This is a genomic window from Streptomyces ochraceiscleroticus (assembly GCF_000720485.1).
GTDB lineage: Bacteria > Actinomycetota > Actinomycetes > Streptomycetales > Streptomycetaceae > Streptomyces > Streptomyces ochraceiscleroticus.
Genome location: NZ_JOAX01000001.1, coordinates 65012 through 84336, shown reverse-complemented (window position 1 = coordinate 84336; position 19325 = coordinate 65012). Strand labels below are relative to the sequence as shown.

The 19325-nt window shown below is 73.6% G+C and carries 13 protein-coding genes and 3 tRNA genes; 12 read left to right on the top strand and 4 right to left on the bottom strand.

The features are described from left to right. Positions 1-11 precede the first annotated feature (11 nt). Positions 12-4322 carry a PAS domain-containing protein gene (locus tag IG84_RS0100400; protein WP_078648517.1) on the bottom strand — a complete coding sequence of 1437 codons (4311 nt, stop codon included), beginning with the start codon at positions 4320-4322 and terminating at the stop codon, positions 12-14. A gap of 357 nt (positions 4323-4679) precedes the next feature. Beyond that, positions 4680-5192, bottom strand: coding sequence for an SSI family serine proteinase inhibitor (locus IG84_RS0100395; protein WP_245659178.1), 513 nt, complete (start codon positions 5190-5192; stop codon positions 4680-4682). 225 nt (positions 5193-5417) lie between these two features. Between IG84_RS0100395 and IG84_RS0100390 the strand changes: the two genes are divergently transcribed. The 3 genes from IG84_RS0100390 (at position 5418) to IG84_RS0100380 (ending at position 5981) form a co-directional block, all read left to right on the top strand. Further along, a tRNA-Ser gene (locus tag IG84_RS0100390) sits at positions 5418-5508 on the top strand. Positions 5509-5659: 151 nt separating this feature from the next. Further along, a tRNA-Arg gene (locus IG84_RS0100385) sits at positions 5660-5732 on the top strand. Between the two features lie 176 nt (positions 5733-5908). Further along, a tRNA-Arg gene (locus tag IG84_RS0100380) sits at positions 5909-5981 on the top strand. A 57-nt stretch (positions 5982-6038) separates the two neighbouring features. Here the strand turns inward: IG84_RS0100380 and IG84_RS0100375 are convergent. Continuing rightward, a complete protein-coding gene (locus tag IG84_RS0100375) occupies positions 6039-6809 on the bottom strand; it encodes an NAD(P)H-dependent oxidoreductase (protein ID WP_031049678.1) in 771 nt (256 codons plus the stop codon). 71 nt (positions 6810-6880) lie between these two features. On the opposite strand from IG84_RS0100375, the gene IG84_RS0100370 reads away from it, so the two are divergent. From IG84_RS0100370 to IG84_RS0100330, 9 genes are all read left to right on the top strand, one after another. Then, complete coding sequence (locus tag IG84_RS0100370; protein ID WP_078648516.1) at positions 6881-7933, top strand: GlxA family transcriptional regulator; 1053 nt, start codon at positions 6881-6883, stop codon at positions 7931-7933. A gap of 28 nt (positions 7934-7961) precedes the next feature. Continuing rightward, complete coding sequence (locus IG84_RS0100365; RefSeq protein ID WP_031049676.1) at positions 7962-8873, top strand: DUF2797 domain-containing protein; 912 nt, start codon at positions 7962-7964, stop codon at positions 8871-8873. Continuing rightward, complete coding sequence (locus tag IG84_RS0100360; RefSeq protein WP_078648515.1) at positions 8777-9775, top strand: amidohydrolase family protein; 999 nt, start codon at positions 8777-8779, stop codon at positions 9773-9775. Before IG84_RS0100365 ends, IG84_RS0100360 begins: the two co-directional genes overlap by 97 nt. Positions 9776-10028: 253 nt before the next feature. Further along, positions 10029-10781 (top strand): response regulator transcription factor, encoded by a 753-nt coding sequence (locus IG84_RS0100355; protein ID WP_031049672.1) that lies wholly within the window; start codon positions 10029-10031, stop codon positions 10779-10781. Between the two features lie 5 nt (positions 10782-10786). Continuing rightward, a complete protein-coding gene (locus IG84_RS0100350; RefSeq protein ID WP_031049669.1) occupies positions 10787-12277 on the top strand; it encodes a sensor histidine kinase in 1491 nt (496 codons plus the stop codon). Between the two features lie 90 nt (positions 12278-12367). After that, positions 12368-13717, top strand: a complete 1350-nt coding sequence (locus IG84_RS0100345) for a bifunctional glycosyltransferase family 2/GtrA family protein (protein WP_382467452.1) — start codon at positions 12368-12370, stop codon at positions 13715-13717. Further along, positions 13714-15831, top strand: coding sequence for an ArnT family glycosyltransferase (locus IG84_RS0100340; RefSeq protein ID WP_078648514.1), 2118 nt, complete (start codon positions 13714-13716; stop codon positions 15829-15831). The genes IG84_RS0100345 and IG84_RS0100340 overlap by 4 nt, the downstream gene beginning before the upstream one ends. 104 nt (positions 15832-15935) lie before the next feature. Continuing rightward, complete coding sequence (locus IG84_RS0100335; protein ID WP_031049660.1) at positions 15936-17465, top strand: MFS transporter; 1530 nt, start codon at positions 15936-15938, stop codon at positions 17463-17465. Between the two features lie 53 nt (positions 17466-17518). Further along, entirely contained in the window at positions 17519-18292 is a 774-nt protein-coding gene (locus IG84_RS0100330) for a TetR/AcrR family transcriptional regulator (protein WP_031049657.1), read from the top strand. Between the two features lie 142 nt (positions 18293-18434). On the opposite strand, the gene IG84_RS0100325 is transcribed toward IG84_RS0100330, so the two are convergent. Further along, positions 18435-19271: a YceI family protein gene (locus IG84_RS0100325; protein ID WP_031049654.1), complete on the bottom strand. Its 837-nt coding sequence runs from the start codon at positions 19269-19271 to the stop codon at positions 18435-18437. Positions 19272-19325 lie beyond the last annotated feature (54 nt).

Sequence of the window (19325 nt, the reverse complement as noted above, 5' to 3'; positions counted from 1 at the left end):
GCGGGCGCGCCCTAGTTGGTGCCGATCTTGGCGAGCAGGTCGACGATGCGGCCCTGGACGTCCTGGCTGGTGGACCGCTCGGCGAGGAACAGTACGGTCTCGCCGGACGCCAGCCGCGGGAGCTGCGCCGGGTCCATGTCGGCCGAGGTGTAGACGACCAGCGGGGTGCGGGTGAGCAGCCCGTTCGCGCGCAGCCAGTCCACGATCCCGGCCCGCCGGCGGCGCACCTGCATCAGGTCCATCACCACGAGGTTGGGCCGGACCTGGGTGGCCAGGCTGACCGCGTCCGCGTCCGTCGCGGCCCGCGCGACCTGCATGCCGCGCCGCTCCAGCGACGTGGTGAGCGCGCCCGCGACGGCGTCGTTCTCCTCGATCAGCAGGACGCGCGACGGGTGCTGCTCGCTGTCCCGCGGCGCGAGCGCCTTGAGCAGTACGGCCGGGTCGGCGCCGTACGCCGCCTCCCGGGTCGCCTGGGCCAGTCCGGCCGTCACCAGGACGGGCACCTCGGCGGCGCCCGCCGCCTGGCGCAGCGACTGCAGTGCCTTGCGGGTGATCGGCCCGGTCAGCGGGTCGACGAAGAGCGCGGCCGGGTACGCCGCGATCTGCGCGTCCACCTCCTCGCGGGAGTTGACGATCACCGGGCGGTAGCCGCGGTCGCTCAGCGCCTGCTGGGTCGAGGCGTCCGGCGCCGGCCACACCAGCAGCCGGCGCGGGTTGTCCAGCGGCTCGGGCGGCAGCTCGTCGTCCATGGGCGGCGGCTGGTGGTCCATGACCTCTATGGCGCCGTTCGGGCCGTCCAGCGGCTCGGGACCCTCCTGGCCCTCGCCCGGCGCGGAGATCGCGAACGCGCGGCCCTCCGTGGACTCCATCAGCGACGGCTGCGGCTGCGGCTGCCCGCCCTGCGGGGCGCGGGCGGCGGGCACCATCTCGGAGCCGGTGCCGCGTTCGCCCTCCTGCGGGGGCGCGGCGAGCTTCCGGCGGCGGCCGGAACCGGCGCTGCCGGCGCCACCGAGGGTGCCGTTGGCGCCGGGGGCGCCGCTGTTACCGGTGGTACCGCCGGCCGGCCCGCCTTGGGCCTGGCCGCCCTGGGCCTGGTTGCCCTGAGTGGGCCGGCCCTCCTGGGCGGGCTGGCCATGGCGGCCCGGCCGGCCGTTGGCCGGCTGGTGCTGGTCGGCGATCTGCTGGGCGAAGGGGACGCCCTGCCCGAGCGTGCGCACGCTGAACGCCCGGCCGTCCGACTGCCCGGCCGCGGGCCCCGCTTCCTCTTCCGGTACGGGCAGGGGCCGGCCCGCGGCGCCCTGCTGACCGGGCGCGGCCTGGCGCGGTACGGAGGGGCCGCGCCGGCCGGCGTCCTGGGACGGGGCCGGGGCCGGGGGCTGGGGCTGCGCCTGCGGCTGGGGTTGGGGCTGCGGCTGGCGTACGTCCTCGGGCTGCTGCGTCGCCTGTGCGTCCTGCGCGCTCTGCGCTGCCTGGGCCGCTTGGGCCGCCTGTGCGTCCTGGCCGTGCGGAGCGGCGGCCTCGGCGGGGCTGGGGCGGCCGCGGCGGCGGCCGGTCGGCGCGGGGGCGGCCGGCGCGGGAGCCGCGGCGTCGTCCTCGGGGTGCGTGACCTGGCCACCGGCGCCCACCACGAACGTACCGGTGGACTCCGAGCCGGCCATCGAAGCGGCGGCCCGCTCCTCGGCGGCGGCGCGGCGCGCGCGGCGCCGGCCGGTCGGCGTGTCCCCGGCGTCGGCACCGTGCAGCGCGGGCAGCGCGCCACCGGGCGCGCCGGCCCCCTCGGGCGCTCCCGCCGCGGTACCCGTTGCCTCCTCGGGAGCCCGGCGGGCGCGGCGTCGGCCGGTACCCGTGGGCACCGGCTCACCCGGACCGGCAGGCCCCTGCGGGCCCGTGGCCTGGGCGGGAAGCTGCGGGCCGGGCGCCTGGGCGGCGGCCGACCGCGGGTCGGAAGCCTGCGCCCCGGCGGCAGGCAGCGCGGGCCGCTGCTGAGCACCGGGCTGCGGCTGCCGCGCACCGGGCTGCGGCTGGGCCGAAGCCTGTGCGGCCTGGGCCTGAGCGGCCGGGGCCTGTGCGGCGGCCTGGCCCGGATGCTGGTCGGCCGCGGCAGGCGGCAGCGCGAAGGGCGTACGCGGGCCCTGCTGCCCGGCGGACGCCGACGCCTGCGCGCCCCCGGAGCGCGCGGGGCTCAGCCCAGCGGGCCCCTGCCCGCTCTGACCAGCCTGGCCGCCCTGACCGCCCTGACCGGATGCCTGACCACCGCGGCGGCCCTGACCACCGGGCTGCTGTCCCGGGCCCGGACGGCCCGGTCCCGCGGCCGGGGTCAGCGCGCTCGCGGCGGACCGCGACGGCTCCTGCCCGGGGCCGCCCTGCGGCATCTGCTGCGGCGCGTCCGTACCCTGGTTCGCCTCCTGGCCCGGTACGTGGGCCGGGAGCTGGTTCGGAATGGAGCGTCCGGCGGTGTCGGAGAGCGCACGGCGGGCCCGACGGCCGCTCGGCTGCTGTCCCTGCTGTGCGTCCGACGTCCCCTGAGCGGGCGCGGCCGGCAGCGCGGGCAGCCCGCCGCCCGCGGACTCCTGCTCCGGCTTGCCCCGCCGCCGGCCGCCCGGCGGCACGGCCTCCGCGCCCGGCATGCCCGAGTGCGCCCGCGGGCCGGCCGGCGCGCCGCCGCCCGTGCCACGACCGTCCTCCGCAGCAGCGGCACCAGTACCGGTACCGCCCTCGGCCTTGTCACCGGCACCGGCACCGGCACCGGCACCGGCACCGGCCCCGGACGCCGGCATCTCCACCGTCCCGTCCGTGCCGCCGACCTGCTGTCCGGCCGTGTCCGGTACCGCCGAGCCGTCCGCCTTGACCGGTACCTCCAGCACGTACGCGCTGCCGCCCGCGCCGCCCGGTACCTCGTGGGTCTGCAGGACGCCGCCGTGCAGCCGGACGATGCCGCGCACGATCGGGCCGTGCACCGGGTCGCCGCCGCTGTACGGGCCGCGCACCTCGATGCGGACGACCGCGCCGCGCTTGGCGGCCGCGACCACGATCGTGGAGTCACCGGCGGGCGCGGCGCCCGCGGGCGCGTTGCCCGTCGAGTCGACGCCCGCGACATCGGCGATCAGGTGCGAGAGCGCCTGTGCCAGCCGCGCCGCGTCCACCTCGGCCTTCAGGGGCGGCGCGTGCACCGCGAACTGCGCGCGGCCCGGACCGATCAGCTCGACCGCGCCCTCCACGCCCGCGGCGACCACCGCGTCCAGCGAGACCTCGGTCCGCTGCAGTTTGTCCGTGCCCGCGTCGAGCTGCTGGTAGCTGAGGACGTTGTCCACCAGCGTCGTCATCCGGCTGTACCCGGCCGTGAGGTGGTGCAGGACCTGGTTGGCCTCCGGCCAGAGCTGGCCCGCGGGGTCCGACGCCAGGGTGCCCAGCTCGGTGCGGAGCTGCTCCAGCGGGCCGCGCAGCGACTGGTCCAGTACGGCGAGCAACTGGGCCTGCCGTGCCACCAGCGCGTCCATCGGGCGCCGGTCGGTGAAGGTCATGACGGCGCCGACGAGCTGGTCGCCGTCGCGTACCGGAGCGGTCGTCAGGTCGACGGAGACCGCGCGGCCGTCCTTGGCCCACAGGACCTGGGCGCGCACCCGGTGCTTGCGGCCGGACTTGAGCGTGTCGGCGAGCGGGGTGTCCGCCCAGGGCAGGGGGGAGCCGTCGGCGCGCGAGTGGTGGATGAGCGGGTGCAGTTCCTTGCCGCCCAGCTCGCTCGCCCGGTACCCGAGGATCTGCGCGGCGGACGGATTGACGAGGACGACCTTGCCGTCCGCGTCCACGCCCACCACGCCCTCGGCGGCGGCGCGCAGGATCATCTCGGTCTGGCGCTGCTGGCGGGCCAGTTCGCTCTCGATGTCGAGCTGTCCGGAGAGGTCACGGACGACGAGCATCAGCAGCTCGTCGCCGGTGTACGAGGAGCGGTGGTCCGCGTACGCCGCCTCGAAGGCCGACTCGTACGGGGTGCGGCCGTCCTCGAGGTTGGCGCTGGTCACCTCGACCAGCATCTCCGTACCGTCCGTGCGCCGCGCGACCATCCGCGTCGGCTTCTGCCGCCCGCCCCCGTGCGTGTCGTCGGGGCGCCGCATGGAGCCGGGGATGCGCTTGGAGTCGAACGTCGGGAGCAGGTCCAGCAGGCCGCGGCCCACCAGGGCCGTGCCCGGTGCCTCGAACGTCTCCAGGGCGATGGTGTTGGCGTTGACGACCGTGCCGTTGCAGTTGACCAGGAGCAACGCGTCCGGCAGTGCGTCGAGTATGGCTGCGAGGCGAGCAGCGCCTCGGGATGGCCTGCTGCTCACGACGACGCTTCCTCCCTGGTGACCGCATCTTGCCGACACCCACCGTGGTGTGTGACTGAAACCCACCGTGGCGTGTCACTGGAAGGGAGTCTACGGGCACCGGGCGGGGACGCGGAGGCGGATGACGAGGAGGTAATGCCACGGCCCTGTGCGACTCGGCGCACGCCCGACATGTGCCCCGCGTCCGGATCTGGGGCCCTACTTGGGCACGAAACCCGGCCGGTTTTCGCGCGCGTCCGACCGGTTTTCACGGGAAGCGGAACCCCCTCTTCCATCCAGCTCGCCTCCGGGCCCCGTCTCCCGGCACCGCCCTGACGTCGACTTTTGAGCCGACTTGGGGACCGCGGGCGGGCTCTCCTAGGAGGCGGCGGAGGGCAGCACCGGGACGAGTTTCTCCCAGCGGCTGATCTCACAGCCGTTGTCGCGCTTGAAGGTGGCGTCCACCGGGCGCCCGGCCCAGCGGCCGGTGACGTGCGCGGTGGCGGGGCCGCCGTACTGCATCGTGCACTGCGCGTCGGGCGGGACGGGTGCGAAGGGGTCCTTGCCCCAGCGCGTCACCTTGTCCAGCGCCCGGCACGCGTCCTGCGCCTTGGGGTGGTCGCCGCCGGCGGGGTGGCACTTCAGTTCGTGCGTTCCGTCCATCGCGGTATTGCCGGAGTCGGTGACGGTCACGGTCAGGTGGTCCCCGCCGCGTGACAGCGGGAGCGGCATCAGCCGGTGCTGCTCCGACGGGGTGACGGCACCGGCCGCGGGCACGCCGATGGCGGGCGCGACGGCGCAGGTGGCGGCGGTCAGGACGAGGGCGGCAATGCGGCGCAGCGCCATCGGGCTCTCCAGGGCGTGGGACACGGGGACGGGAGGGGTGGGCACCCCTGTCTCTCCTAACGCTCCACCGCGCCGTACGTTGCGCAACCGTGCGACCGCGTACCGCGACCATGCGCGGCGACTGCGCGCCGCGACGTCGCTCCGCACCGGCGGAAGTGCTTTGCCCAGCCGCCCGTGCGCCTAGTACCGTAGAGCTCGATTGGTGACAGCACGCTGAGCTGTGCCATCATCTGCACACACCACATCGCGTTCGCGCGGGTGGCGTTGCGTGGAGGCGTCGCCTAGTCCGGTCTATGGCGCCGCACTGCTAATGCGGTTTGGGTCTTAAAGCCCATCGAGGGTTCAAATCCCTCCGCCTCCGCACTGTGGGTGAAGCCCCGGCCGTTTGGTCGGGGCTTCGCTGTTTTTTCGCAGGTCAGGCGGGGTCCGGCTAATGGATTTCGCGCTACGGCCCAGCTCATGTAATGTTGTTCCCGCAACGCCGACCGGCCGAAAGATGGCCGGGAAGTCAAGCGCTCGTAGCTTAACGGATAGAGCATCTGACTACGGATCAGAAGGTTGCAGGTTCGAATCCTGCCGAGCGCACAGTGCGCTGAAAGCCCCGTCGAGAGATCGACGGGGCTTTCGCGTTGTCAGGGCGCGTTGCTGCGGCCGACGCTTCGCGCTGTTGCCGTCCGGTGCAGCATTTTCGTCCTGCGTCGCTGGTCATGTAATGTTGTCTGCGCATCGCTGCCCGGTCGAACAGATGGCCGGAAAGCCAGGCGCTCGTAGCTTAACGGATAGAGCATCTGACTACGGATCAGAAGGTTGCAGGTTCGAATCCTGCCGAGCGCACAGTGCACGAAGCCCCTCCGGGTCATCCGGAGGGGCTTCGTCGTTCCCGGCGCGCGGTCAGCCGGCCTCGTGGATGCGCAGGTCCTCCCGGTCCGGGGCGAGGTGGGGGTGGAGGGTCAGGTTCGCGTCGTAGTCGCCGCCGTTCTGGGAGCGGTACGGGATCGGGGGCGTGGTCGCGAGGGTGCTCAGGCGCTCGCGCAGCCGGCCGGCGGCCTCGGCGTACTGCTCGGGGGAGAAGCGGTTGGCGCCGGCGACGAGGAGCGGGGGCAGGACGGACATGCCCGCGTACCAGAGCGTGCCGTGCTGGAGGGGGAAGAGGACGGCGTCCAGGCCGCCGTTGATGCCGCGGGGGCCCATCTCGTGCTCGCGGGCGCCGACGGTGAGCACGACCATGGCGCGCTTTCCGGCCAGCCGGCCCTCCCCGTAGCGCAGGGTGCGCCCGGTGGCCTCGTCGAAGACGCCGTATCCGAAGCCCTTCACGAAGACGCGGTCGAACCAGCCCTTGAGGATCGCCGGCATTCCGTACCACCACAGCGGGAACTGGATGATCACCGTGTCCGCCCAGTCGAGCTTCTCGTGCTCGGCGGCGATGTCGGGGGCGAGGCGCCCGCTCTCGTACGCCTCGCGTGAGTGGTTGGCGACGTCCAGGCGGTCGGCCGGGTCGTGGCCGTAGTCGTCGGCGTCCACGACCGGATTCCACTTCATCGCGTACAGGTCGGAGACCCGGACCTCGTGGCCGTCGGCGCGCAGGGCGGCGATGCCGTCGTCCTTCAGGGCGCCGTTCAGGGAACGCTGTTCGGGGTGGGCGAAAAGCCAGAGAACCTTCATGTCCTCGATCGTCCGTGGGGCGGTGGCCCGAAACGAGTGGCCTGATGGCCATGGTGTGAAAGAATCGGGCCATGGGTGCTTTCACGGAGAGCGGGCGGCACCGGGTCGCGGTCCTGGTGCGGCACGGTCTGCTGCCGATGGAGCTGGGCATCGTCCACCGGATCTTCGGGCAGGCCAGATCGGCCGCGGGGGAGCGGCTGTACGAGGTGGTGACCTGCGCCGTCGAGCCCGGTGAGGTGCGGACGGACGTCGACTTCACGATCAATGTCGCGCACGGGCCCGAGGCGCTGGCCGAGGCGGACACGGTCGTCGTCCCGGCCTCGCACGAGGACTACGACCCGGAGGACGGGCGGCTGCCCGCGCCGCTCGCCGCGGCGCTGGGCCGGATCAGGCCGGGGACCCGGGTCGCCTCGATCTGCACGGGCGCCTTCGTCCTGGCCGTCGCGGGCCTGCTGGACGGCCGCCGGGCCACCACGCACTGGCGGTCCACGGAGGACTTCCGGCGGCTGTTCCCCGCGGTGCGGGTGGACCCCGATGTGCTCTACACCGAGGACGGCAACGTCCTGACCTCGGCCGGCGTCGCCTCCGGCATCGACCTCTGCCTGCACATGGTGCGCAGCGATCACGGCGCCGCGGTGGCCAACGAGGTCGCGCGGAGCACGGTCGTCCCGCCGCACCGCGAGGGCGGCCAGGCGCAGTTCATCCGGCGTCCGGTGCCCGAGCGCCAGTTCGCCACGACCGCCAGGGCCCGGGCCTGGGCCCTGGAGCAGCTCCACCGGCCGCTGAGCCTGCGCGAACTGGCCGCGCGCGAGTCGATGAGCGTACGGACCTTCACGCGGCGTTTCCGGGAGGAGGCCGGGGTCTCGCCGCTGCAGTGGCTCACGCAGCAGCGCATCGAGCGGGCGCGGCACCTGCTGGAGGAGACGGACCTGTCGGTGGACCGGGTGGCGGCGGACGCCGGGTTCGGCACGGCGGCGTCGCTGCGGCAGCATCTGCAGGTGGCGCTGGGGGTGTCGCCGAGCCAGTACCGGAGCACATTCCGGGGGCCGGAGGCGGGGCCGCAAGCGGGGTCCGAACTGGACGCGAAAGCGGGGGCGACGGCCGCGGTGAGGGCGGCCGGGTGAGGACGGCGGGGCGAAGGGCGGCGGGTGCATGGGGACGAGCTGGCGGTGCACGGGGCCGCGCTGGTCGGGCGAGGCGTTCGGGCTGGGCTGGTGCCGTCCGCAGCGCGCCGAGGAGCGGTTGAGCGCGCTGCCCGCCGGGAAGCCGCTGGCGTTCGCCGTGGAGGGGGAGCGGCGCTGTCTGGGCGTGCGGCGGGCCGGGCGGTGGATCCTCTGTCCGCGCGCCGCGGTGCTCGACGGCGCGGGCGCGCGCGACCAGTGCGGTGACTGCGCGCGGCTGGACCGTTCGCGGTCGGTGGCGGCGGACACGATGGCCGACAACCCGCGCCCGTACGGCGTCTATCTCGCGTATTTCGGGCCCGGCCTGCTGAAGGTGGGGATCACCGCGGCCGAGCGGGGCGCGGCGCGCCTTCTGGAGCAGGGCGCGGTCGGGTACTCCTGGCTGGGGCGTGGGCCGCTGATGGCCGCGCGGCGCGCCGAGGCACTGCTGGGGAGCGCGCTGGCGGTACGGGACCGGTTCGGCAAGGCGGAGAAGCGGGCGGCGCGGCGGGCGCTGCCGCCGGCCGCAGAGCGGGCCGCCGCGGTGGCCGCGCTGCACCACGAGGCACAGTCGCTGCCGGGCTGGCCGGAGGCGCTACAGCAGGCTCCGTACGCGTACGTCGATCACTCCGAGGTGTTCGGGCTGGACCGGATTCCGGCGGAGCCGGGGGCCCTGGCGGCGATCGCGGCGCTGCGGGCGGGGGACGAGATCGTCGGGGCTGTGCTGGCGGCGGCCGGATCGGACCTGTACCTGGAGCAGGCCGGTACGGGGCCCGTGCTCGTCATGGACACCCGGCTGCTGGCCGGATGGGTGCTGCGGGGCGCGGCCGGGCAGGTGACCACGGCGGCGGTGGTGCGGGAGGGGCGCCCCGAGGACGAGGGACGGCAGGAGGGGTTGTTCTGAGCACGACGGAGGGGCCGCGCGGGACGGCGGCCGAAGGGGACGAGCGGGTCGGGGCGTTCTGGCGGGAGCTGGGGCTCCCCGGGCTGATCGATGTGCACACGCACTTCATGCCGGAGCGGGTGCTGGAAAAGGTCTGGGCGTACTTCGACGCGGCCGGGCCGCTCGTGGGCCGGGAGTGGCCGATCACGTACCGGTACGAGGAGGAGGAACGTCTCGCCGTGCTGCGCGGCTTCGGCGTCCGCGCGTTCACCTCGATGATCTACCCGCACAAGCCCGGCATGGCCCGGTGGCTGAACGGCTGGGCGGCCGGCTTCGCGGCCCGCACGCCGGACTGCCTGCGGACCGCGACGTTCTTCCCCGAGGACGGCGCCGCCGGGTACGTACGGGAGGAACTGGCGGACGGGGCGCGGATCTTCAAGGCGCATGTGCAGGTCGGCGCGTACGACCCGGCGGACGAGCGGCTCGACGGGGTGTGGGGGCTGATCGAGGACGCCGGGGCGCCGGTCGTCATCCACTGCGGGTCGGGGCCCGCCCCCGGCAAGCACACCGGGCCCGAGCCGGTCGGCCGGGTACTGGCCCGGCACCCGCGGCTGCGGCTGGTCGTCGCGCACATGGGGATGCCCGAGTACACCGACTTCCTCGACCTGGCCGAGCGCTATGAGAGCGTGCAGCTGGACACCACGATGGCCTTCACCGACTTCGCCGAGCGGGCCGCGCCGTTCCCGCGCGCGGAGCGCGGGCGGCTGGCGGACCTCGGCGACCGGGTCCTCTTCGGCAGCGACTTCCCCAACATCCCGTACGGCTACGCGCACGCGCTGGAGGCGCTGACGCGGGTGGAGCTGGGCGACGACTGGCTGCGCGGGGTCTGTTACGGCAACGCGGCACGGCTGCTGGGGCTCTGATTCCCGGGGCTTCCGCGGCCGGGCGTCCACGCCGTACGGAGGGCCCCGGTTGGACGTCAGCGCCGTACAAAGGGCCACCGCCCCCGCGCTCAGGGCCGATTGTCAGTGGTGCCTGCCATGCTTTTCCCAGTGAGACCGGCTGGACCGCGCGGGGGGCGGCCCAGCCGGTCTGCCGACCCGCTGCCTGCGTTTCTCAGCAGATTCACAGAAACCCGAAAGGGGGTTCTCAGAGGCCGCGGCCAGGCTGTGGAGCATGACTGCCACTGCCGGATCGCCGCCCTCCGTGAAGAAGCACCCGGAACTGCTGCGCCCCGACGGGAGCCCGGTGCGCGTGCTCGTCGTCGACGACGAGGCGTCGCTCACCGACCTGCTCTCGATGGCGCTGCGGTACGAAGGCTGGGACATCCGCTCCGCCGGGGACGGCGCGAGCGCGCTGCGGGCCGCGCGCGAGTGGCGGCCGGACGCGGTGCTCCTGGACGTGATGCTGCCGGACATGGACGGCCTGACCGTACTGGGCCGGCTCCGCCGCGACCTGCCCGATGTGCCGGTCCTCTTCCTCACGGCCAAGGACGCCGTGGAGGACCGCATCGCCGGGCTGACCGCGGGCGGCGACGACTACGTCACCAAGCCGTTCAGCCTGGAGGAGGTGGTCGCCCGGCTGCGCGGACTGCTGCGCCGGGCCGGTGCCGCCGCCGTACGGCCCTCGTCGGTGCTCGCGGTGGGCGACCTCCTGCTGGACGAGGACAGTCACGAGGTCTCGCGCGGCGGGGTCGACATCCACCTCACGGCCACGGAGTTCGAGCTGCTGCGCTACTTGATGCGCAATCCCCGCCGGGTGCTCAGCAAGACCCAGATCCTGGACCGGGTCTGGTCCTACGACTTCGGCGGCCAGGCCAACGTCGTCGAGCTGTACATCTCCTACCTGCGGCGGAAGATCGACGCGGGCCGCAGCCCGATGATCCACACCCGGCGCGGCGCGGGATATCTGATCAAGCCCGGAGAGTAACGGTCATGTTCCGTACTCCCGGCGGCCGTTCCGGTCGGCGCCCGTGGTCGCTGCGCACCCGGCTGGTGGTGGCCGCCGTCGCGCTGATCGCCGTGGTCGGCACCGTCATCGGGACGGTCACCGCCATTGCGCTGCACGACTACCTCCAGAACCAGCTCGACCACCAACTGGGCGATGCCGTGCGGCGCACGCAGGGCGGCCCGATCGCGCACGATCCGCTGAAGCGGCAGACCCTGGACTTCCTCGCCATGCCGGGCCAGCCGATCGCCACCGTCGGCGCCCGGGTCGCGCCCGACGGCGGCATCGCGCAGGGCGCGAAGAGCAACGATTCGAGCAGCCACGAGCTCTCCGACCACCTCGACGCCCTGAACGACGCGCAGCTCCGGGCGCTCGCGGCGGTCCCCCGGGACGGCGAGCCGCACACCGCCACGCTGCCCGGGCTCGGTGACTACCGGATCGAGTCCACGGGCGACGGCTCGATCGTTGTGGGCTTCCCGCTGGACCAGGTGCAGGAGACGGTCGGCACGCTCATCGTGGTCGAGGTCTGTGTGACGGCCGCCGGGCTGATCGCGGCGGGCATCGCGGGCGCCTCCATGGTCGGACTCGCGCTGCGGCCGCTGCGCCGGGTCGCGGCCACCGCCACCCGAGTCTCCGAACTCCCGCTGCACCAGGGTGAGGTGGCGCTGCACGAGCGAGTCCCGGCGGCCGAGGCAGACCCGCGTACCGAGGTCGGCCAGGTGGGCGCGGCTCTCAACAGGATGCTGGGGCACGTCGGTTCGGCGCTGGCCGCGCGCCAGGAGAGCGAGACGCGGGTGCGGCAGTTCGTCGCCGACGCCAGTCATGAACTGCGTACGCCGCTCGCCTCGATCCGCGGCTACGCCGAGCTGACCCGGCGCGGCCGCGAGGACCCCGGGCCGGACACCCGGCACGCGCTGGGCCGCATCGAGTCCGAGGCGACCCGGATGACCGGGCTGGTGGAGGACCTGCTGCTGCTCGCCCGGCTGGACGCGGGACGCCCGCTCTCGTATGCGAGCACCGATCTCTCGCCGCTGGTCGTGGACGCGGTCAGCGACGCGCGCGCGGCCGGCCCCGGCCACCACTGGCGGCTCGAACTCCCCCAAGCGCCGGCGCTCGTACGGGCCGACGCGGCACGCCTCCACCAGGTACTGGTCAACCTCCTCGGCAACGCGCGCACGCACACGCCGGAGGGCACGACGGTCACCGCGCGGGTGGCCCGGCACGGCCCGTCCGTGCTGCTGGAGGTCGTGGACGACGGTCCGGGCATCCCGGCGGCGACGCTGCCGCACGTCTTCGAGCGGTTCGCGCGCGGCGACGCCTCGCGGTCGCGGGCCGCCGGGAGTACCGGGCTGGGCCTGGCGATCGTCCGCGCGGTGGTGGCCGCGCACGGCGGCGAGGTGGGCGTGGACAGCGCTCCGGGCCGCACGGTTTTCACGGTCCGGCTGCCCGCGGAGGCAGGCAGTTTCGCGTCCCGCTGAGGCGGGCAGTTCGCGCCCCGCTGAGGACTCACAGCCGGGCCACAGCCTCACCACACGGTCGTGACAGCGGGGCCGACGAACGTCGGTCCCATGACGACGACACAGCCGGCCCCGGGCTCCCAACCGGCCCCGGGCACCACTCAGGCCGCGGCCCCGGGGCCCATCCGGACCACCGTCCCGCTGGGCTCCCTGCCGCCGCGCGAGCATCTGCGCCCCGGCCGCACCACGACCGTCCTGGACGTCGTGATCCCGGTCTACAACGAGGAGCGCGACCTCGAACCGTGCGTCCGGCGGCTCCACGACCACCTGGCCCGCACCTTCCCGTACGGCTTTCGGATCACCATCGCCGACAACGCGAGCACCGACACCACCCCCGAGGTCTCGGCCCGGCTCGATGACGAGATCCCCGAGGTCACCGCGGTACGGCTGGAGCAGAAGGGCCGCGGCCGGGCGCTGCGCACCGTCTGGACGATGTCCGGCGCGCCCGTCCTCGCGTACATGGACGTGGACCTCTCCACCGACCTGAACGCGCTGCTGCCGCTGGTCGCGCCGCTGATCTCCGGCCACTCCGACCTCGCCATCGGCTCCCGTCTGGCCCGCAGTTCGCGCGTCGTGCGCGGCCCCAAGCGGGAGTTCATCTCGCGCGGCTACAACCTGATCCTGCGCGGCTCGCTGGCCGCCCGGTTCAGCGACGCGCAGTGCGGGTTCAAGGCGATCCGCGGCGACGTGGCCGAGCGGCTGCTGCCGATGGTCGAGGACACCGGCTGGTTCTTCGACACCGAGATGCTGGTCCTCGCCGAGCGGGCCGGGCTGCGCATCCACGAAGTACCGGTGGACTGGGTGGACGACCCGGACAGCACCGTGCACATCGTGAAGACCGCCACCGATGACCTCAAGGGCGTGTGGCGGGTGGGGCGCGCGCTGGCCACCGGCGCGCTGCCGCTGGACCGGCTGGCCCGGCCCTTCGGCGACGACCCGCGCGACCGGCAGCTCACCGGCGTACCGGGCGGCCTGGCCCGCCAGTTGGTCGGCTTCTGCGTGGTCGGCGCTCTCAGCACGGTCGCGTACCTCCTGCTGTACTCGCTCTTCCGGCTCGGCGTCGGGCCGCAGCTCGCCAACGCGCTGGCGCTGCTGGTCTCCGCGTTCGGCAACACCGCGGCCAACCGGCGGCTCACCTTCGGCGTACGGGGCCGCGACCGCGCGGTCCGCCACCAGGCGCAGGGCCTGGTCGTCTTCGCCATCGGCCTGGCCCTGACCAGCGGTTCGCTGGCGGCCCTGAACGCGGCGGCCGGCTCCCCCTCGCACGGTACGGAGCTGGCGGTACTGGTCGCCGCGAACCTCGCCGCGACCGTGCTGCGCTTCCTCCTCTTCCGCGCCTGGGTCTTCCCGGGCACCGCCTCCGCCCCGCACGAGGGCAACGACCCCAGGAGCATCCGATGACCGCCCCGCCGACGTACGACGCGCCGCGGACGGACGCGACGCACGAGCCGGAGACACCGGAGCGGCGCGCCGACCCCCGTTGGGCCCGCCCCGGCCTGCTGCTCCTCCTCGCGGTCACCGCCGCGCTCTACCTCTGGGACCTGGGCGCTTCCGGGTACGCCAACCAGTTCTACTCGGCGGCCGTGCAGGCCGGCAGCGAGAGCTGGAAGGCGTTCTTCTTCGGCTCCTCGGACGCCGCGAACTCGATCACCGTCGACAAGCCGCCGGCCGCGCTGTGGCCGATGGCCCTGTCGGTGCGGCTCTTCGGGCTCGGCGCCTGGCAGATCCTGGTGCCCGAGGCGCTGATGGGTGTCGCTGCGGTCGGCGTGCTCTATGCCACCGTGCGCCGGCGCTTCGGCGCGGGCGCCGGACTCCTCGCGGGCGGCGCGTTGGCGATCACTCCGGTTGCCGCGCTGATGTTCCGCTTCAACAACCCCGACGCGCTGCTCTGCCTGCTGATGGTCTGCGCGATCGCCTGTGTGCTGCGCGCCCTGGAGGACGCGCGGACGAAGTGGCTGGTGCTGGCCGGGCTCTGCTTCGGTCTCGCCTTCCTCACCAAGACCCTGCAGGCGTGGCTGATCCTGCCGCCGCTGGCCGTGATCTACGCGGTCTGCGCGCCCACGACCGTACGGAAGCGGATCGGTCAGCTCCTGCTCGCCGGGCTCGCGCTCCTCGTCTCCGGCGGCTGGTGGGTGGCGCTCGTCGAACTGTGGCCCGCGTCCTCCCGCCCGTACATCGGCGGCTCGCAGAACAACAGCTTCCTGGAGCTGACCTTCGGCTACAACGGCCTGGGCCGGATCAACGGCAATGAGACCGGCAGCGTCGGCGGGGGCGGCGGTGGCCGGGGCGGCGGCGGTGGCGGCGGCTGGGGTCAGACCGGCATCGACCGGCTGTTCTCCTCCGACATGGGCGGCCAGATCTCCTGGCTGCTGCCCGCGGCCTTCGTGCTGCTGATCGCGGGGCTGTGCGTCCTGTGGCGGGCCCGGCGCGCGACGGACGCCCTGGCCGCGCAGCAGCGGAACGCGTTCTGGGTCTGGGGCGGCGCGCTGCTGATGACCTTCGCGACCTTCAGCTTCATGTCCGGGATCTTCCACCAGTACTACAACATCGCCCTGGCGCCCTACATCGCGGCGCTGGTCGGCATGGGCGCCGCGCTGCTGTGGCAGCGGCGGCAGCACGTCGCGGCGACGGCGGTGCTCGCCGTCACGGTCGCGGGCACGGCGGTCTGGTCGTCCGTCCTGCTGGACCGGTCGCCGACGTGGCTGCCGTGGCTGCGCTGGGTGGTGCTGGTCGGCGGGCTGCTCGCGGCGGTCGCGCTGGCGGCCTTCGGGCGGGGCACTTCGGGCGCCGGGCGCCGGCTGGCCGTCGGCGCCGCCGGACTGGGCCTCGCGACGTCGCTGGCCGGACCCCTCGCGTACACGCTGAACACGGTGACGACCCCGCACACGGGCTCGATCATCACGGCAGGCCCGTCGGTCTCCGGCGGCATGGGCGGCCCGGGCGGCATGGGTCGCCCGGGAGGTATGGGCGGACCGGACGGGAAGCCCGGCGGCAACGGAGGCCCGCCGGGAATGCCGGGCGGCCAGGGCGGCCAGGGCGGCGCGCCGGGCAGGACGGGCATGCCGCCCCGCACGGGCACCGGCAAGACGGGCATGCCGCCCGGCATGCGTACCGGCGAGCGCGGCGCGATGCGCGGGGGCGGCGGCATGGGCGGCCTGCTCAACGGCTCGCAGGTCAGCACGGCGGTAAAGCAGAAGCTGCTCGCGGACGCCGACCAGTACACCTGGGTCGCCGCCTCCATCGGCTCGCAGAACGCGGCGAGCTACCAACTGGCGACCGGCAAGCCGGTCATGGCCATCGGTGGCTTCAACGGCAGCGACCCGTCCCCGACGCTCGCGCAGTTCAAGGAGTACGTGAAGGAGGGGAAGATCCACTACTTCCTCGGCGGCGGCATGGGCGGCCCCGGCGGCAACTCGGGCAACTCCTCGAAGATCACCGCCTGGGTGACGAAGAACTACGAGAAGGTCACCGTCGGCAGCACCACGCTGTACGACCTGACCAGCCCCGAGAAGTAGCCCCGCGGCCCGGGCCGACGCCCGGCCGAAAAACTGAATGTACGGCGTATAAGAGCTCCCTGTACGGTGTAAGTGTCCCGCTCACATCCGTACAGGGAGCCTGCATGCCGTCCCCCGTGGCCTCCGCTGCCGCCCCCGCCGAGAGCCCGCCGCGCCATCCCACGCGCTGGATCATCCTCGGCGTCATCTGCCTCGCGCAGCTCACCGTCCTCCTCGACAACACCGTCCTCAACGTCGCCGTGCCCTCCCTCAACAAGGAGCTGGGTGCGACCACCGCCGACATCCAGTGGATGATCAACGCCTATTCGCTGGTCCAGTCCGGTCTGCTGCTCACGGCCGGCAACGCCGCCGACCGTTACGGCCGCAAGAAGATGCTGGCCATCGGCCTGGTGCTGTTCGGCGTCGGATCGGTGTGCGCCGGCTTCGCGCAGTCCGCCGGCCAGTTGATCGCCGCACGCGCCGGCATGGGCATCGGCGGCGCCCTGCTGATGACCACCACCCTCGCCGTCGTCGTCCAGATCTTCGACAACGAGGAGCGACCCAAGGCGATCGGCATATGGGGAGCGGTCAACTCCCTCGGCTTCGCCGCCGGGCCGCTGATCGGCGGCACCCTGCTCAACCACTTCTGGTGGGGCTCGATCTTCCTGATCAACATCCCCGTCGCGGTGCTCGGCCTGGTCGCCGTGCTGAAGCTGGTACCGGAGTCCAAGAACCCCTCCGGCGACCGTCCCGACCTGCCCGGCGCCCTGCTGTCCATGATCGGCATGGTCGCCGTCGTCTTCGCGATCATCTCGGGCCCCGACCACGGCTGGCTCTCCGCCCGCGTGCTCGGCTCCGCCCTCGTCGGCCTCCTCGCGCTCGCCGTCTTCGCCCGCTGGGAGCTGCACACCCCGCATCCGATGCTGGACATGCACTTCTTCCGTGACCGGAAGTTCGTCGGCGCCGTCGCGGGCGGCATCCTCGTCGCGTTCGGCATGGGCGGCTCGATGTTCCTGCTCACCCAGCATCTGCAACTGGTGCTCGGATACGAGCCGCTGGAGGCGGGGCTGCGCATCGCGCCGCTCGCCCTGACCGCCGTGGTCCTGAACTTCTCCGGCCTCGCGGGCCGGCTGATGGTCAAGCTCCGTACGCCGCGGACCATAGCCGTCGGCATGACCCTGCTCGCGGGCGGCCTCGCGGCCATCTCGCTCTCGGGCGCCGGCTCGTACTCCGGCATGCTCGCCGGACTGATCGTCATGGGCATCGGCGTCGCGCTGTCGATGCCGGCCATGGCCAACGCCATCATGTCCGCGATCCCGCCCGCCAAGGCCGGCGTCGGCGCCGGCGTCAACGGCACGCTCATGGAATGCGGCCAGGGCCTGGGCGTCGCCGTGCTCGGCGCGGTCCTCAACTCCCGCTTCGCGGCGCTGCTCCCGGCGGTCGCGGCCGGTGCCGGCTCGCTGCCCGCCGCGCTCGCGGCAGCCCGTACGGACGCGGACCGCGCCGCCGTGCGGGACGCGTTCGCGACCGGCATCCAGACCAGCCAACTGGTGGGCGCCGCCGCGGTGTTCGCGGGCGGGCTGCTCGCCGGCATCCTGCTGGGCCGCGCCGAACGCGCCGAACGGGCGGGGCACCCCCGCGCCCAAGCGGAATAGCATCGAGGCGGCAGACCGCGTACGACCAGTTCAGCGATGAGGGAGGGCCGGCCATGGAAACGACGGGCAGCCGCGCCGGGAAACCACGGAAGAGTGTCTGGCTGACCGAACGCCCTCCGCTGAAGCGGAAGGCGGACCAGCCGGCCGGGCTGGATCTGGACAAGATCGTCGAGACGACGGTCCGGCTGCTGGACGCGGAGGGGCTCGCGAAGTTCTCGATGCGCCGGCTGGCCGCCGCGCTCGGCGTCACGGCGATGTCGGTGTACTGGTACGTCGACACCAAGGACGACCTGCTGGAGCTGGCCATCGACGCGATCGCCGGCGAGATCGACCTGCCGGACGAGAGCGACCCGGAGGCGGACTGGCGCGACCACCTGCGGCATCTGGCCGCCGAGTACCGCAAGGTGCTGGTCACCCACCGCTGGGCGCCGCGGCTGCTGGGGGAGTACCTCAACGTGGGCCCGCACGCGATCGCGTTCTCCAACGCGACGCTGCGCGTCATGCAGGGCAGCGGGCTCTCCCCGGAGGAGATCTCCGGCGCGCTCGGCGCGATCTTCCAGTTCGTCTACGGCTTCAGCACGATCGAGGGACTGCACGAGGAGCGCTGCCGGGAGACCGGCAGGACGCTGGACGAGCACTTCCAGGAAGTGGTCGGGGCGGTCCAGGGCCGCCCGGAGTTCGCCGAGACGATGGAGATGTCTGCGAAGGCGCTGGAGATCCAGCAGGGCGTCGGCGTCCGCGAGATGCGTGAGCGCGACTTCGCCTATGCGCTGGACGTGCAGATCGCGGGCATCGAGGCGCTCCGCGACCGGGGCCGCCGGCCCTGACGGGCGCGACGGAAGCGGTATCCGGCCGGCCGTCGGGAGTGAGCGGCCGGCCGGAGCGATGCGTACGGGCCGTCCGCGGTGTTCCGCGAACGGCCCTGGGGGCACCCCTGCTCGAACGCGGTCGAGCTCGGGGGAGGGCTCCTCAGCCGGCCATCGGCAGCGAGTCGCCCTGGACCGCCTGGATGTCCAGCTCCACCTTCAGGGTGGTGCCGATGGCGGCGATACCGGCCGCCACGACCTGGTTGTAGTTCATCTTGAAGTCCTCGCGGTGCAGCTCGGCGGTGGCGCTGAACGCCGCCCGCGTACCGCCCCACGGGTCCGGGCCCGTGCCCAGGTACGACAGGTTCAGGTCCACCGGCCGCTCGACGCCGTGCAGCGCGAGGTCGCCGTGGACGATCCAGCGGTCCGGGCCCGCAGCTTCCAGACCCGTGGAGCGGTAGGTCAGCTCCGGGTAGGTCTCCACGTCCAGGAAGTCGGAGTTGCGCAGGTGGCTGTCGCGCATCCCGTTGCCGGTGTCGATCGACGCGGCCTTGATGACCGCCTCGACGCGCGACTTCTCCACGTCCTCCGCGATGTCGATCCGGCCGGAGAACTCGGTGAACCGGCCGCGCACGCTGGAGATCCCCAGGTGCTGCGCGGCGGCGGCCACCGACGAGTGCATCGGGTCGATCATCCACGGTCCGGGCGGCGGCAGCTCCGCGCCGCCCTGCCGGGCCAGCGTCACGTTGCCGATGTCCATCCGGCCGCTCGCCGTCACGATCGAGGTCGAGGCGACCGGCGCGTAGCCCACGGCCGTCACGATCACCGTGTACGGGCCGGGCTGCAGCGGGGCCGCGTCGCGCACGACGCCGTCCTCGTCGGCCGTGGCGCGCAGGACCTGCGTGCCCGTCATGTCCGTGACGGTCAGCACCGCGTGCTTGACCGCCCAGCCGTCGCGTGTCCGGACCTGTGCCCGAACGCCCGCGCCAGTCGAACTCATACCCACTCCCGATTCGTGCTTGGTACATGTGGGCCCCGGCCGGCGGCGTGCAGG